Consider the following 14,184-nt stretch of genomic DNA (forward strand, 5'->3'; position numbering starts at 1 on the left):
TACCCCAGCAAGGAAACCGATTTCACCATAGCGTTGCAAAACCCGGTGTTCGGCGCTAAAAGTTTCTTGCGCCTCGTAAAGACGGCGGTACAATCGAATGCATACGAAGAGCGGCTGGACCGTACGCGGCCGCCATGAACACTGAACGGAGACAGCATGAGTTACGAACGCATCGTGGTCCTCGGCGGCGGCACGGCCGGCTGGATGACGGCAGTCGCCCTGGCCACGGGCCTGCAGGGGACGCAAGTGGAGCTGGTGGAATCGGAAGACATCGGCACGGTCGGCGTCGGCGAGGCGACCTTCCCCTCGATCCGCAATTACCACCAGATCGTCGGCATCCAGGAGGCCGACTTCCTGCGTGCCACGCAAGGCACGTACAAGCTGGGCATCCGCTTCTGCGACTGGCGCGTGCGCGGCGAGGACTACTACCACACGTTCGGCGACTTCGGCGAACTGGATGGCCCGCACGCGCTGTGGGGCCAGTATCGCCGCCACGTCAACGCGGGCCTGCCGAAGTTCGGCGAGCAATGCCTGCCGACGGTGATGGCGATGCGGGACCGCTTCTGCGCGCCGGGCCAGGGCGCGGCCAGTTTCAATTATGCGTACCACTTCGACGCCAACCTGTACGCCCGCTTCCTGCGCGACATCGCCATCAAGCGCGGCGTGCGCCGCACCGAGGGCAAGGTCGTCGACGTCACGCGCCGGGCCGACGGCGGCGTGGCGTCGTTGCGGCTCGACGACGGCCGCGTCGTCGCGGGCGATCTGTTCATCGACTGCTCCGGCTTCGTCTCGCTGCTGCTGGGCCGCACGCTCGAGGAACCGTTCCTCGACTACAGCCGCTGGCTCCCCGTCGACCGCGCCTGGGCCGTCCCCAGCGCCCGCACGAGCACGGCGCTGACGCCGTACACGCGCGCGACGGCGCTGGAATCGGGCTGGGCGTGGCGCATCCCGCTGCAGGACCGCACCGGCAACGGCCATGTGTTTTCCTCGCGTTTCATCGACGAGGACAAGGCGCGCGAACAACTGCTGCAGCAGCTGGACGGCGAGGCGCTGGCGGAACCCCGGCTGCTGCGCTTCACGACGGGGCGGCGCGAACGCTTCTGGGTCCACAACGTCGTTGGCATCGGCCTTGCGACGGGCTTCCTCGAGCCGCTCGAATCGACGAGCATCTACCTGATCCAGGCAGGCCTGGGCAACCTGATGCCGCTGCTCGTGCCGCGCACGCGCGTGGCGCCGGAAGCCATCGAGGCATACAACCGCGGACTCACGCGCCAGTTCGAACGCATCCGCGACTTCATCCTGCTGCACTACTGCCTGACGGCGCGGCGCGACACGCCGTTCTGGAATGCGATGGCGCACGTGGAGCTCCCGGACACGCTCGCGTACAAGCTGCACGCATGGCGCCAGACGGGCGTGCTGCACCAGTACGACGTGGAAGGCTTCGACGGCCACAGCTGGCTCGCGATTTACGCGGGCATGCACTGCTGGCCCGAGCGCGCCGACCCGCGGCTGTCCGACCTGCCGCTGGCCACGTCGCTCGACTGGGTGCAGACGCGCGCGCGCCAGCTCGCCGAAGCCGTCGCCCCGCTGGCCACGCACGACACCTACCTCGCGCGCATCCTCGGGCGCTGATCCCGCGCGGCCCCGTCAGCGGCCGCCAGCGTCTCCAGCCACGCGCACAGCATGTCGGCCAGCGCATCGGCATACGCGGCGATCTCGGCGCCCGTGCGCGGCCGTTCCGAGAATCGCTTGCCGACGGCGGATAACGTGTCCATCAGCAGATCGGCCGCGAGCGCCCGCAGGCGCGCGTGCGGCGGCTGCGTCGCATCTTCGAGGATGGATCGCAGCGGCGCCGTCGTGCGGCGCCATTCGTCGGCCTGCAGCCGGAACAGGATCGCCGCCTTGTTCGGGAAGTACTGGTACAGCGAGCCGACACTCACCCCCGCCTGTTCCGCCGCGCGCGACGTCGTGAAGCGGGCCGCGCCTTCCGTCGCCAAGACCCGAAGGGATGCCTCCACCACCGCGGCGACGAGGTCGTTCGAGCGGGCCTGTTTCGGCTGCTTGCGCGAGGCAATCCGGAAGCGGCCGGCCTCGCGGACCTCGTCGATATCCGGACGGGCGACGCACTGCAGACGCTCGCCGGCGACCTGCCCGCCACGATCGACCTCGTGCTGCTCGATGGCGCGAAAGCGCTGTACCCTGACGTGCTCGCGCTGCTGGAAGGGCGACTGCGCGCTGGCAGCATCGTCGTCGCCGCCAACGCGGACCACAGTCCGGACTACGTCGCGCGCGTGCGCGACACGGCGTCGGGCCATGCCAAAACGACACTATCCATAAACGCAATACCACTTTTCGTATAGTCCCTATGCGCTGCGCCGATATGTCGCCGGTGAGCTTCAGGCCTAAGCTTCACCACTCATAACGACGAGACACCCCGTCGGCACGCCCTTGCGGCGCGATCGGCGGGTCAATAACACAGAGGAGCAGCCGCTATGTCCCAGCCCCAAGTCCAACGCGTGGAGCGCGTGGAGACTTTCACGCCACCGTCCGACCCCATCGGTAAAATCGACAAGATCGACCACTACTTCCAGATCACGGCGAGGGGCAGCACGCAGCGCCGCGAAGTCATTGCCGGCATCACGACGTTCCTGGCGATGGTGTATTCCGTCTTCGTCGTCCCGGGCATGCTGGGCCAGGCCGGCTTCGACGTCAGCGCCGTGTTCGTCGCCGTGTGTCTGACGGCCGCATTCGGCTCGTTGCTGATGGGCCTGTGGGCCCGGCTGCCGATCGCCGTCGGCTGCGCCATCTCGCTCACGGCATTCACCGCGTTCGGCCTCGTGCTGGGCAAGGGACTCACGCCCGCCATCGCGCTGGGCGCCGTGTTCCTGATGGGCCTCCTGTTCACGGCGATTTCCGTAACGGGCGTGCGCTCGTGGATCCTGCAGAACCTGCCGTCCGGCGTCGCGCACGGCACGGGCGTCGGCATCGGCCTGTTCCTCCTGATGATCGCGTCGAGCGAGGTCGGCCTCGTCGTCAAGAACGCGGGCGCGGGCCTCCCGGTCGCACTGGGCCACGTCACGGCGTTCCCCGTCGTGATGAGCATCCTGGGCCTGGCCGCGATCTTCGGCCTCGAACAGCGCAAGGTTCCGGGCGGCATCCTGCTCGTCGTGATCGCCGTGTCCGCGCTCGGCCTCGCGTTCGATCCGAACGTGCACTTCAAGGGCATCTTCTCCTGGCCGCAGTTGAGCGCACCGGGCCATCCGTCGCTGATCGGCGCGATGGACGTCAAGGGCGCGCTGAGCATGGCCGTGCTGCCGAGCGTCCTCGCGCTCGTGATGACGGCCGTGTTCGACGCGACGGGGACCATCCGCGCCGTGGCGGGCCAGGCGGGCCAGGTCGATGCGCGCGGGTACATCCACAACGGCGGCCGCGCGCTGACGGCCGATTCCCTGAGCTCGATCTTTGCGAGCCTCGTCGGCGGTGCGCCCGCCGCGGCCTATATCGAGTCGGGCGTGGGCACCGCGGCCGGCGCCCGCACGGGCCTGACGGCCGTCGTCGTCGGCCTCGGCTTCCTCGGCCTGATCTTCTTCTCGCCGCTGGCCGGCCTCGTGCCGTCCTACGCCACCGCACCGGCGCTGATGTACGTGGGCCTGCTGATGCTGAGCAGCGTCGCCCACATGAACATGGACGACAAGCTCGACGCCCTCGCCGGCCTCGTGTGCGCCGTGTTCATCCTCCTGACCTGCAACATCGTCACCGGGATCATGCTGGGCTTCTGCACGCTGGTCGTCGGCCGCGTGCTGGCGGGCGAATGGCGCAAGCTGAACGTCGGCACCGTCAGCATCGCGCTGGCACTGGCCGTGTTCTACGCGGGCGGCTGGGCCATCTGATCCGTCAGAACATCCCGTCCCCATTCGCCATCGGGACGGGTGCCGGCTGGGCGATGTCCCACATCTCGGCGATGCGGTCGCCCTCGAAACGCAGGATGTGGACGATCGCCAGCTCCGTCCCACCCTCCTCCAGCACGGCGCGCGAATGCACGGCCACCAGCGGGCCCTCTGCAATCGCGCGCTTCACCTCGAACACCATGTGCGGGAACCGTCCCGCGTTCTCCTTCATTGCCGCCTGCAAGGTCGCCATGTCCGCCGCGAAATGTGGGTTGTGGTGGCGAAACCCCGGCGCCGCGTAACGCGCAAATGCCTCGTCGACTTGTCCGTGCGCCGTCAACCGCAGGAAGTCGGTCGCCGTTTCCTTCAATGTGATCGTGCCGCTCATGCCGGTCGCCTTTGTGGTCTGGATCCGGCATCGTGCCACCGCGGGGGCGGCGCGGCAAGGGGCGACGCAGGGCGCAGGCCAACCCGGCCGTATCGTACGCCGCGTCTCGACGGAATTGTGTAATCTAAGTGACAACTTCTTACAGGAGAAACCATGAAAGCCACTACCATTTCGAGCATCATGCTGGCCGTCGCCGTTCTCGTGACGGGCTGCCATAAAGCCCAGGACAAGGACGGCATGGGCCCTGCCCAGTCCGCCGGCAAGGCCATCGACGACACGGGCGCCAAGGCCGCCGCCGAGTCGAAGGAAGCCGCCGCCAACGCCAATGCGGCCGCCCAGCAGGCCGGCCGGAACGCGAAGGAAGCGGCCGAGCAGGCCAACGCCAACGTCAAGGCCGCGGCCGACCGCGCCGGCGACCAGATGCAGAAGGCCGGCGCCGAAGTCCGCCAGGAATCGCACGAAGCCGCGCAGAACGTGAAGGAAGGCGCGAAAGACGCGACGGCCGCCACGGGCCGCGGCCTGGAACGCGCCGGCGAGAAGATGCAGAACGCGGCCGGCAAGTAAGCCAGGCGCCGCACCCGGATGCGCGCGGCGGAGTGACCCCGGAAGGCGGTATACTCCGGCGATGCGCATCCAGCTCTTCTCCGACCTCCACCTCGAACGCGACCCCGGGTTCCAGCCGACCATCTTCCCCGACACGGACGTCGTCGTCCTCGCCGGCGACATCGGCTCGTACCAGGCCCGGTCGCGCCTGACGTCCGACGACTTCGGCCTCGCGCGCTTCGCGCCCGCCACCACGGGCGCCGGCGCGCGCGTGCTGTACGTACCGGGAAACCACGAATTCGACGGCCTCGATTTCGCCGAGACGCAGGCCCGCCTGCGAGAAACGTGCGCCGCATTCGGCATCACGTGGCTCGACGGCGAGATCGTCACGCTGGGCGACGTCCGCTTCGTCGGCACCACGTTGTGGGCCGACTTCGACGCGCTCGCGTCCGGCGAAACGGACATCAGCCGCCAACTGAAACAGCGCGACAAGGCGTTCCGCGCCGCGAACTACTACCTGAGCGGGAACACGACGCTCGTCGACGGCGAACCGCTGCTGGCCGAGGGCCAGCGCGAATTGTCGTTCGCCTGCCAGGCGTGGTTGCGCGACGCGCTGGCCACGCCGTTCGACGGCACGACGATCGCCGTCACGCACTACGCCCCGACATTGCGCAGCGCCGACCCGCGCTACGGCATCACGCCCGGCACGGCCGGCTTCTGCAATGCACTGGACGACCTGCTGCCGTTCGCCGACGTGTGGATGCACGGGCACCTGCATTGCGCGAACGATTACGTCGTCGAAGGCACGGGCTGGCGCTGCCGCGTCGTCGCGAACCCGCTCGGCTATGCGAACAAGGGCGAGCAGGCCGCGTTCCGCGAAGACCTGGTGATCGTCGTGTGAACCAGCGCGGCCCGGCGCCTCAGTCGCGCACGCCCTGGTACATCAACGCACTGTCGTTCAGGCCGAACTTGAACTTGCGGTTCATGGCGATGATCTCCGCGCCGGCCAGCAACGTGGGGCCGTAGCCATGCGCGGCCTTCACGCTCGTCGGCCGGTAGGCGTAGAACGCGGGGTCGAACGCCATGCCCGTGCCCACGCAGATGCCGGCGATGCGGCCGTCCGGCCCGACCTTGCCCGCGACGGCATTCCATGCGAGGTTCGCCATCGGGCCGTACGCCTGCGCATCCACGTAGCCGCGGTTGACGGCGCGTGCGATGGCGTACGCGTAGATCGCCGTGGCCGACGTTTCCTCGTACGTGTCGGGACGGTCGATCAGCTGGTGCCAGAAGCCGTCCTTCGTCTGGTAGCTCGCGAGGCCCTTGACGTGCGCGCGCAGCTGGTCGAGGACGGCCCCGTAATCCTTGTGGTCCTTCGGCAGCACCTCGAGCACTTCGACCATTGCCATCACGGCCCAGCCGTTCGCACGCGCCCAATGCAGTTCCGGATGGTCGCGCAGGCCTTCCACGTAGCCGTGCATGTAGATGCCGAGGTTCTTGTTGAACATGCGCTTCGAGAACTGCAGCACCTGGCGCGCCGCGTCGTCGTAGTAGCGCGCATCGCCTGTTGCCTTGCCCAGGTACGCGATCGTCGGCACGCCCATGAACATGTCGTCCAGCCACAGCGTGTCCGGCAGCGGGCGCATCTTCGCGCCACCATGGCCGTCCGGGCCGCCCCGTGCCAGCGTGCCGTCCTTCAGCCGGTACTCCTTCTTCGTGACGAAGTCGGCGCAGACCGGGATCATCTGGCCATAGTCGACGGGCGCCCCCGCCAGCTTCGCCTTCAGGAAGCTGTGGCACAGCGCGCCGGCATCGTCCAGCGCGTGCGGATTCAGGAAGCTCTTGATGGGCGCGGCCGCATGGTCGCGATCCGCCTGGACGAGCGGCAGATAGGTCTTCGTCAGCCGGGCCAGCAACTGGTGACGCTGGATGGCATAGTCCGTGTAGCGGCGGTCGCCCGTCGCGGCACCCGCGGCCAGCATGCCCGTGTACGTCACGCCCCACTCATAGCTCGTCAGGCGGAAGTCGCCGGGCTTCAGCACGGCGTTCGCGTCGGGCCTGGACACGTCCGCGATCGGGGCGCCCGTGCGCTGGTCGATCACTTCCGCGGGCGTCACCTTGTCGAGGTAGTCGAACACGCGGTCCAGCACGGCCTTGACCTCGGCCGCATCCATCGCGCCGTACGGTGTCGGGTAATGCACTTGCTGCGCATGCAGCAGCGCGTCCGCCGCCACCGGGCCCCGTTCCTGCGGCGCCGGCGCCTGCTGTGCGGATGCGGGCAAGGCGCACGCCGCGGCCAGCGCCAGTCCCAGCCCACGGCGCGCCATCGTTCGAGTCTTCACACTGTCTCCTGTCATTCGAGTCGTTGTATCGTCAGGTCGTCCACCGTCTGGCGCGACCACGTCGTGCGCAAGCCCAGGTAGCCGCGCGCGAGCGGATGCGGGTCGCGGTAGGTGAACCAGTCGGCGCCGTCCACGCGCACGCGCGTGCAGCCGTCGAACACGGCGATCTCGATGCGGTAGTCGCGGTTCGGCACCAGCAGATGGGCAGTGTCCGTGTATTCGCCCACGAGTTCCCGGCGGCCGTCACCGTAGCGGCGCAGACGTGTCGTCGTGTTGCGGTTGCCGCCGATGCCCACGTAGTACATGGCGAGGTCGTCGTAGTCCTCGAACTTGCCGCTGCGCGTGAACAGGCTGTCCCGCTGCGGGTCGCGCGCCATCCAGAACACGTTCAGGTCGGACAGCCGGTCGTTCGGGCCGCCCTCGACGACGACCTTGCGCGTGAAGCGGATCAACACGTTGCCGGACAGCGGCCGGTCCAGCCACACGGTGGCGCCGCCGTCCACGTCGATCAGCAGGCGGCCGTCGCGGACGTCCACGACGTTGCCGGGCTTGCGCGCATACTCGGCCACGTACGCGTTGGACGGCGCGCTGAAATCGTCGGCGAACAGCACGGCGCCCGGCCGGCCCCAATGCGTGCACGCGGCGGGTTCGGCAGCCGCCGCCGCGCCGGACGCCAGTACCAGCACGGCGAGCGCAATCCTCATCGGCCGGCCACCGTCTTGTCGGCGAAGTAAGGCCCCAGTGGATTGCCCGGCAGCGCCTTCAGGCCCGCGACGACGCGCTCCGCGGTGAAGGCGGCGCCGGCCTCGTTCGTGTGCGTACGCGCGTCGGCGAAGAAGGTGTTCACGCGGTCGGCGCCGATCTGCTTGTAGCCATCCGCCACGAGCAAGGTCAGGTCCAGGAACAGCGCGCCGTTCGCGTCGGCTACCTGGCGGTCCCAGTCGGCGAACGTCGCGAAGTCGCGCCCGTCCTGCCAGCGGTCGCGATGCGGCACGGGCGCCGCGAGGATCACCGTCGCGCCCTTCGCCTTCGCATCCGCCACGTAGCGCGCCATGTACCAGCCGAACGTGTGGACGGCTTCCTTGCTGCCGTCCGGGCGCGTGTCCTCGACAGTCTCGGAAGCGGTGCCGGGGGCAGAGGCACGGTTCTTCATCGCCGGGTCGCCGATGCGGCCGCCGTCGTTGTGGCCGAACTGGACGAGCACGATATCGCCCTTTTTGAGCTGGTCGCGCACTTTGTCCCAGCGGCCTTCCGTGAAGTAGGTGCGGCTGCTGCGGCCGCCGATGGCCGCGTTCACGACGTTGATCCGGCGTGGATCGAACCACGGTGCGATGCGCTCGCCCCAGCCGATGGCGCCGTGCAGGCCGCCGCTCTTCACCGTGGAATCGCCGACGAGGAACAGCGTGGGCAGCGCCGGATCGCGCGGCGCCTCGTCGCGGACGCTCGCCGCATCGACGACGGGACGGTCGTCCTCGCGCGCGGGCGGCAACGGATTCACGGGCGGCTGCGGCTTCAGCCACGCAGCGATGCGCGGGTCGCCCAGCGCCTTCAGGCCGGCGGCCACGACCTGCGCATTCAGCGCGGCGCCGGCCCAGTTGGTGTGCGTGTGCTCGTCGGGCACCGTCTGCGGGAACAACTGCATGACGGCGTCGTGGCCCAGCGCGTCGTAGCGGCGCGCGACCTCGTCGTTCAAGTCGATGAAGCCGGCACCCTGCTCGCGCGCGACGGCCGCGGCCCAGCCGCCGTACGTGTCGCGGTCGCGCTTCGTACGGCCTTGCGCATCCCACTGCTTGTGCGGGATCGGCGAGCAGATCACGGGCGTGGCACCCTTCGCGCGGATGTCCGCGACGTATTTGCGCAGGTACCAGCCGTAGGTATGCACGACCTCGTGCTGGTGCGTGAGCAGGTTGTCGATCCCCTCCGTCTCGTCCCCCGTGCCGCGCAAGGTGCCGCGCGCGCGGCTCGCATCGTTCACGGCGCTCGCGTCGTTGTGGCCGAACTGCATGACGACGACGTCGCCGCGCTTGACGACCGCCAGCGTGCGCTCCCAGTGCCCGCTCGTGATGTACGTGCGGCTCGACAGGCCGCCCACGGCGCGGTTGACGACGTTGACCTTCGCGGGATCGAACCAGGCGGCGATCGGATTGCCCCATCCCCACTGGCCGGCCGCGCCCTTGCCCTGGCCGTCGTCGCGGCCGTTGCGCACGGTGGAGTCGCCGATCAGGATCAGCGACGGCAGCGCCGGATTCGCGGGCACCGGCAACGTCACCTGCGCGCGCGCAGGATCCGTATTGACGGCAGTCGGCAAGGATTGCCCGTGGGCGCTGGCGATCGCCAGGAGAAGCAGCGCGGCGACGGCGCGCAGCACGTGGGGCAGCAGCATGGCGGTGTTCCTGTCTCGTTGTTCTGTTCCGCGGTCCATTCTATGCGAGGGGCGTGCACGGCCAGAACGGCCCAGGCGAAAGAATCAGGAACATGAGCGGATACGCGCGCCTGCCGCTGCAACAATGAGCGGATGCCAACCACGAGGAGACGGGCATGCGCCCCATCGCCATATTGACACTCTGCGCCCTGCTCGGCGCGGCCACCGACGCCTCCTGCGCCATCGGCCGGCGCTTCCCCTCCGAACGCCGCGAAGTCGTCGACCCCGTCACGGGCACCCGTCTGACCTTCCTCACGAGCCGGCCGCACGGCGACTCGAAGATCTACCAGACGCACCCGCAGTGGACGGCGGACGGCCAGTGGCTGATCTTCCGCTCCCACCTGGCCGGCAACGAGGCGATGGCCGTCAACGAAACGACGGGGGCCATCGTACAGGTCACGGAAGGCGCCTACGAAGGCATGCTGAACGTGGCGCGCAAGTCGATGAAGCTGTATTTCCTGCGTCGCGCCGGCGACGACAAGCAGGTCGTCGAGGTGGACCTCGCGCGGGTACTCGCCGACAGCGCGGCCGGCCACATGGACGACGCGGCCCGCTACCAGCGCGTGGCCGCCACCTTGCCGGCCGCGCGAGAAGCCTTCGGCGACACGGCGCTCGACGCGGACGAGGAATGGCTGTACGTGCGCGTCGGCCCGCACGAGGCGGCACGTCACCTGGCGCCGGGCACGACGCTGGAACCCGCATTCGGTCCGCGCCACATGGGCGCGGGCCCCGCGGGCATCGCCCGCGTGAACGTGCGTACGGGCGAGGTGCGCCACGTCGTGTCGGTGCCGTTCCAGGTCGGCCACATCCAGGCGAACCTGTGGAGCCCGGGCGAGATCGTGTTCTGCTGGGAGACGGGCGGCAAGTCGCCGCAGCGCACGTGGACCGTGCACGCGGACGGCAGCGGCCTGCGTCCCCTCTACCCGGAAGCGCCGTACGAATGGGTGACGCACGAAGCCGTGATCGGCAAGGACGAAGTGGCGTTCGCCATCATGGGCCACCGCCCGATTCCCGGCGCGGCCGCGGCCATCGACGCGCCCGCGACGGACGTGGGCGGCGCGAACCCCGGCCAGGACGACGGCTGGGGCGCCACGGGCACGCGCGCAAAACCGAGCGGCCTCGCGATCGTCAACCTGCGCACGCGCCAGATGCAGATCGTCGGGCAGACGCCGTCCGGCAGCGGGTTCTGGCACGTGCACGGCTCCAGCGACGGCCGCTTCGCCGTCGGCGACGATTTCAGCCGGAGCCTGTACCTGATCGACCGCGCCAGCCACGAGATGATCCTGCTGACGACTGGCCACAAGACGACGGCCGCCGACCATCCGCATCCCACGTTCAGCCCGGACGGCACGCGCATCGAGATCCAGTCCGCGATGCTGTCCCCGGACGGCCGCACCCTGAACATCTGCATCGTGCCCGTGCCTGACGCGTGGCTCAAGCGCGGCGCGCGCTGATGCGGACAACCCTACAGGCGCTCGACGTGCAGGTTGCGCAGCTCGTAAGGCGTGCCTTCGAGCTGGAAGCCGATGCGCCCCGTCGCGGGCTGCGCGAGCGTGACGGCATTCTGCGCGACGCCGTTGATCGTCACGTCGATGCAGCCGCCGCGCACGAGCACGTCCATCGTGTTCCATTCGCCGGGCGCCCGCTCGCTGTCGGACGCCGTGTGCGCCTTGATCGGCGGGTACGCGCCGGGCGCCGTCGTCAACGGTTCATGGAACGTGGCGCCGGCCATCGGCAGCAGGTCGCCCACGCTGCCATGCTTCGTCTGCACCTGGACGCTGTAGGGCCACACGCCGTCCTTTGGCCCCGACGCCACGTGCAGCAGCACGCCGCCGTTGCCCGGCTTGCCGGTCCAGCGCCATTCCACGTGCAGGCGGTAGTCCGTGTAGACGTCGCGCGTCGCGATGAAACCGGACGGCTTGCCCGCGACCGCGATGACGCCGTCGGACCGCGCTTGCCAGACCGTGTCCAGCGCCGCGGCCGGCGTCGTGACGATGTCCAGCGCGCCGAGGCCCCCCTCCGCGCGGGGCTGCGGCGCGGCGCAACCGAACACACCCGCGCACAACAGCGCGCCACCCAACCACCCAAGCTTTACCATGTCAGGACCTCACGATGAATCGTTCGAATGAATACAGGAGACATTACATGAAACTCGCCGCCGGCGCGTTGCTGGCCGCTGCCGCCGGTCTCGCCGTCGCGGCGCCCACGGCCGTGATCCCGCTGTGGCCCGAAGGCGTGCCGGACGCGAAGCCCGGCCTGGGCCCGGAGCGCGTCGACGACGGCCGCGTGGCCAACGTCAGCGAACCGACGCTGACCATGTACGGCCCCGCCGTCGACCGGCCGAACGGCACGGCCGTCATCGTCTGCCCGGGTGGCGGCTACGTGCGGCTGTCGATGCAGCGCGAAGGCGAGCAATACGCGGCGTGGCTCGGCACCCTCGGCGTCACCACGTTCGTGCTGAAGTATCGCATGCAGGAATTCGGCCATCCGGCGCCGCTGCGCGACGTGCTGCGCGCCGTGCGCCTCGTGCGCGCCAACGCCGCCACGTACCGCATCCGGCCCGACCGCGTCGGCGTGATGGGCAGCTCGGCCGGCGGCCACCTCGCGGCCAGCGCCGGCACCCTGTTCGACCATCCGCTCGGGCGTACCGGTGCGGAGCTGGACAAGGTCAGCGCCCGGCCGGACTTCCTCATGCTGCTGTACCCCGTGATCACGATGGACGGCCCGGCCGTGCATGCGGGCTCGCGCAAGGCACTGTTGGGCAGCAATCCGGCGGCGGAAGCGATCCGCCTGATGTCGGTGGACACGCAGGTGACGTCGGCCACCCCACCCACCCTGCTGATCCACACGCAGGAAGACGGCACGGTCCCCGTCGAGAACAGCATCCTGTTCTACCAGGCGCTCACGCGGGCGAAGGTGCCGGCGGAGATGTACCTGTTCGAGCACGGCGGGCACGGCATGGGGATGCGCGCGGGTCTCGGCACCTCGTCCGACTGGCCGAAGCGTGCGGAGGAATGGCTGAAGGCGCGGGGTCTGCTGGACCCGGCGTCCGCTCACGGCAGGTGAAACACGCGGCGCAGCGCCCACTCGCGGGGCCGGTTGTCCGGCGCCACGTCCATCAGCGGCGCCATGTGGTCCCACCAGCGCCGCATGACGGGGTGCTCGGGCAGCGCGCCGATCGCGTGCCCGGGCCGCAGCTTCAGCACGGCGAACAGCTGCAACGTATCCTCATCGAGGAAGATCGAATAATCGTGGATGCCGGATGCGCGCAGCAGGTCCGCGAGCTCGGGCCAGATGGCATCATGGCGACGCTCGTACTCCACCACGTTGCCGGGCTTCAGGCGCATGACGAATGCGCGGGTCTCAAACTGCTCGCTCATCGCGGGCCTCCCTGTGCCATGCGCTTCAGCTCCGCCGCCGCCAGCATGACGCCGCCGACGCCGTAGTCGTAGCTCGACGTGGGCCGGTAATACGCCGGCTCCGCGCCGGTCTGCTGGATATTGCCGACGCGGCCATCCGCGTACACGTTCTTCAGGATGCCGGCCCAGGCCTTGGCGATCACGGGACGGTAGCGGGCGCCGTCCAGCAGGCCGTGGTTCACGCCGTACGCCATGCCGTACACGAACAAGGCGGACCCGGAAATCTCCGGCAGCGGGTACGACGCCGGGTCGAGCAGGCCCGCGTGCCACAGGCCGTCCGCTCCCTGCAGCGACGCGAGCCTGTCCGCCATCTCGCGCAGCTGCGTCACGTAAAAGCCGCGCTGCGGATCGTCGGCCGGCACGTCGTCCAGCACGCGCGCCAGGCCGCCCATCACCCAGCCTTCGCCGCGCGACCAGAAGACCTTCTTGCCGTTCGGCTCGCGCTTCGTCTTGTAGCCCGCGTCGCGCGCGTACAGGTGCTCGTCCTGGTCGTACAGCTGGTCGTACGTGCGCTTCCAGTTCACGTGCATGTAGTCGAGGTATTTGCGCTCGCCCGTCGCGCGGTACATCTTCGCCCACACCGGGGGCGCCATGAACAGCGCGTCGCACCACCACCACGGGATGCGGGCATCGTTCGGCTTGACCGTCGCCAGCGGCAGCAGGTCGTCCATCTCCGCCTTCGTCAGCCGCAGCATGCCGGGATTCTTCTCTTGGAAGTACAGGTCGAGGTAGGTCTGCGCGATCGACAGGTCGTCCGCGTTCGGCAGGCGGTCGCGTTCCTGGAAATCGAAATGGCGCGCCATCGCGAGCATCGCGTCGCGGTAGCGCGGGTCGCCGGTCGCGTCGGATGCGGCCATGAAGCCCGTGTACATCACGCTCTCCGTCCAGAGGCGCGAAAAGTATGGCTGCGCGCGCGCCAGCTGCCAGTCGGCCACACGGCGCAATACCTTGTCGATGGCGGCGGGCGTCAGCTCGGGCGACAGGTCCGTCGCGAGCGGCCCCGCATCGACCGGCGCATCGCCGAAATGGCGCGCCACGTCCTTGTCGATGACGGCCTGCATCGCGGGCGTGGGCAACGGGTACGCCGGGGCGGTCTGCGCGAACGCCGGCAGCGCCAGCGCGGTGCCGGCCGCCAGCAGCGAATGTCGTAATGTCTTTTTCAAGATCCGGTCCTGTTCTGCGAAAT

General features: G+C 69.2%; 13 protein-coding genes and 2 pseudogenes. 7 read left to right on the forward strand and 8 right to left on the reverse strand.

Annotated elements, in window-relative coordinates:
• The first annotated feature begins 156 nt into the window (after nucleotides 1-156).
• Nucleotides 157-1,632: a tryptophan halogenase family protein gene (locus tag HAV22_RS00175; RefSeq protein WP_166855314.1), complete on the forward strand. Its 1,476-nt coding sequence runs from the start codon at nucleotides 157-159 to the stop codon at nucleotides 1,630-1,632.
• On the opposite strand, the gene HAV22_RS00180 is transcribed toward HAV22_RS00175, so the two are convergent.
• Complete coding sequence (locus tag HAV22_RS00180; protein ID WP_371869510.1) at nucleotides 1,605-2,108, reverse strand: TetR/AcrR family transcriptional regulator; 504 nt, start codon at nucleotides 2,106-2,108, stop codon at nucleotides 1,605-1,607. The genes HAV22_RS00175 and HAV22_RS00180 overlap by 28 nt on opposite strands.
• Here HAV22_RS00180 and HAV22_RS30970 point away from each other — a divergent pair.
• Both HAV22_RS30970 and HAV22_RS00185 read left to right on the forward strand, forming a co-directional pair.
• Nucleotides 2,064-2,360, forward strand: a pseudogene (locus HAV22_RS30970) (O-methyltransferase); the annotation flags it as partial. The gene HAV22_RS00180 and the pseudogene HAV22_RS30970 overlap by 45 nt on opposite strands.
• A 213-nt stretch (nucleotides 2,361-2,573) precedes the next feature.
• Nucleotides 2,574-3,890, forward strand: a pseudogene (locus HAV22_RS00185) (NCS2 family permease); the annotation flags it as partial.
• 4 nt (nucleotides 3,891-3,894) lie between these two features.
• Here HAV22_RS00185 and HAV22_RS00190 read toward each other — a convergent pair.
• Nucleotides 3,895-4,275 carry a nuclear transport factor 2 family protein gene (locus HAV22_RS00190; protein WP_166855320.1) on the reverse strand — a complete coding sequence of 127 codons (381 nt, stop codon included), beginning with the start codon at nucleotides 4,273-4,275 and terminating at the stop codon, nucleotides 3,895-3,897.
• Nucleotides 4,276-4,428: 153 nt separating this feature from the next.
• On the opposite strand from HAV22_RS00190, the gene HAV22_RS00195 reads away from it, so the two are divergent.
• Complete coding sequence (locus HAV22_RS00195) at nucleotides 4,429-4,839, forward strand: hypothetical protein (RefSeq protein ID WP_229420987.1); 411 nt, start codon at nucleotides 4,429-4,431, stop codon at nucleotides 4,837-4,839.
• Between the two features lie 61 nt (nucleotides 4,840-4,900).
• Entirely contained in the window at nucleotides 4,901-5,719 is an 819-nt protein-coding gene (locus tag HAV22_RS00200; protein WP_166855322.1) for a metallophosphoesterase, read from the forward strand.
• 19 nt (nucleotides 5,720-5,738) lie between these two features.
• On the opposite strand, the gene HAV22_RS00205 is transcribed toward HAV22_RS00200, so the two are convergent.
• Genes HAV22_RS00205 through HAV22_RS00215 form a run of 3 tightly spaced genes read right to left on the reverse strand, consistent with a single transcriptional unit; the run spans nucleotide 5,739 to nucleotide 9,540 of the window.
• Nucleotides 5,739-7,157 (reverse strand): glycoside hydrolase family 88/105 protein, encoded by a 1,419-nt coding sequence (locus HAV22_RS00205; RefSeq protein ID WP_371869495.1) that lies wholly within the window; start codon nucleotides 7,155-7,157, stop codon nucleotides 5,739-5,741.
• A gap of 11 nt (nucleotides 7,158-7,168) precedes the next feature.
• Nucleotides 7,169-7,861: a DUF6250 domain-containing protein gene (locus HAV22_RS00210; protein ID WP_166855326.1), complete on the reverse strand. Its 693-nt coding sequence runs from the start codon at nucleotides 7,859-7,861 to the stop codon at nucleotides 7,169-7,171.
• Nucleotides 7,858-9,540: a rhamnogalacturonan acetylesterase gene (locus tag HAV22_RS00215; protein ID WP_166855328.1), complete on the reverse strand. Its 1,683-nt coding sequence runs from the start codon at nucleotides 9,538-9,540 to the stop codon at nucleotides 7,858-7,860. Before HAV22_RS00215 ends, HAV22_RS00210 begins: the two co-directional genes overlap by 4 nt.
• A gap of 155 nt (nucleotides 9,541-9,695) precedes the next feature.
• Here HAV22_RS00215 and HAV22_RS00220 point away from each other — a divergent pair, with 155 nt between their 5' ends.
• On the forward strand, nucleotides 9,696-11,033 hold the full coding sequence (locus HAV22_RS00220; RefSeq protein ID WP_166855330.1) for a TolB-like translocation protein: 1,338 nt from the start codon (nucleotides 9,696-9,698) through the stop codon (nucleotides 11,031-11,033).
• An 11-nt stretch (nucleotides 11,034-11,044) separates the two neighbouring features.
• Here HAV22_RS00220 and HAV22_RS00225 read toward each other — a convergent pair whose 3' ends face one another.
• The gene (locus HAV22_RS00225; protein WP_166855332.1) at nucleotides 11,045-11,677 is read right to left on the reverse strand and encodes a 3-keto-disaccharide hydrolase; all 633 of its coding nucleotides are present in this window, start codon (nucleotides 11,675-11,677) and stop codon (nucleotides 11,045-11,047) included.
• Nucleotides 11,678-11,724: 47 nt separating this feature from the next.
• Here HAV22_RS00225 and HAV22_RS00230 point away from each other — a divergent pair, with 47 nt between their 5' ends.
• Nucleotides 11,725-12,645 (forward strand): alpha/beta hydrolase, encoded by a 921-nt coding sequence (locus HAV22_RS00230; protein ID WP_166855334.1) that lies wholly within the window; start codon nucleotides 11,725-11,727, stop codon nucleotides 12,643-12,645.
• On the opposite strand, the gene rhaM is transcribed toward HAV22_RS00230, so the two are convergent.
• Together rhaM and HAV22_RS00240 are read right to left on the reverse strand one after the other, a co-directional pair.
• The gene (gene rhaM, locus HAV22_RS00235) at nucleotides 12,633-12,959 is read right to left on the reverse strand and encodes an L-rhamnose mutarotase (RefSeq protein WP_229420988.1); all 327 of its coding nucleotides are present in this window, start codon (nucleotides 12,957-12,959) and stop codon (nucleotides 12,633-12,635) included. The genes HAV22_RS00230 and rhaM overlap by 13 nt on opposite strands.
• Nucleotides 12,956-14,161 carry a glycoside hydrolase family 88/105 protein gene (locus HAV22_RS00240; protein WP_229420989.1) on the reverse strand — a complete coding sequence of 402 codons (1,206 nt, stop codon included), beginning with the start codon at nucleotides 14,159-14,161 and terminating at the stop codon, nucleotides 12,956-12,958. Before HAV22_RS00240 ends, rhaM begins: the two co-directional genes overlap by 4 nt.
• Nucleotides 14,162-14,184: the final 23 nt, after the last annotated feature.

It is taken from the genome of Telluria antibiotica, assembly GCF_011682055.1.
Classification (GTDB): Bacteria; Pseudomonadota; Gammaproteobacteria; order Burkholderiales; family Burkholderiaceae_D; genus Telluria; species Telluria antibiotica.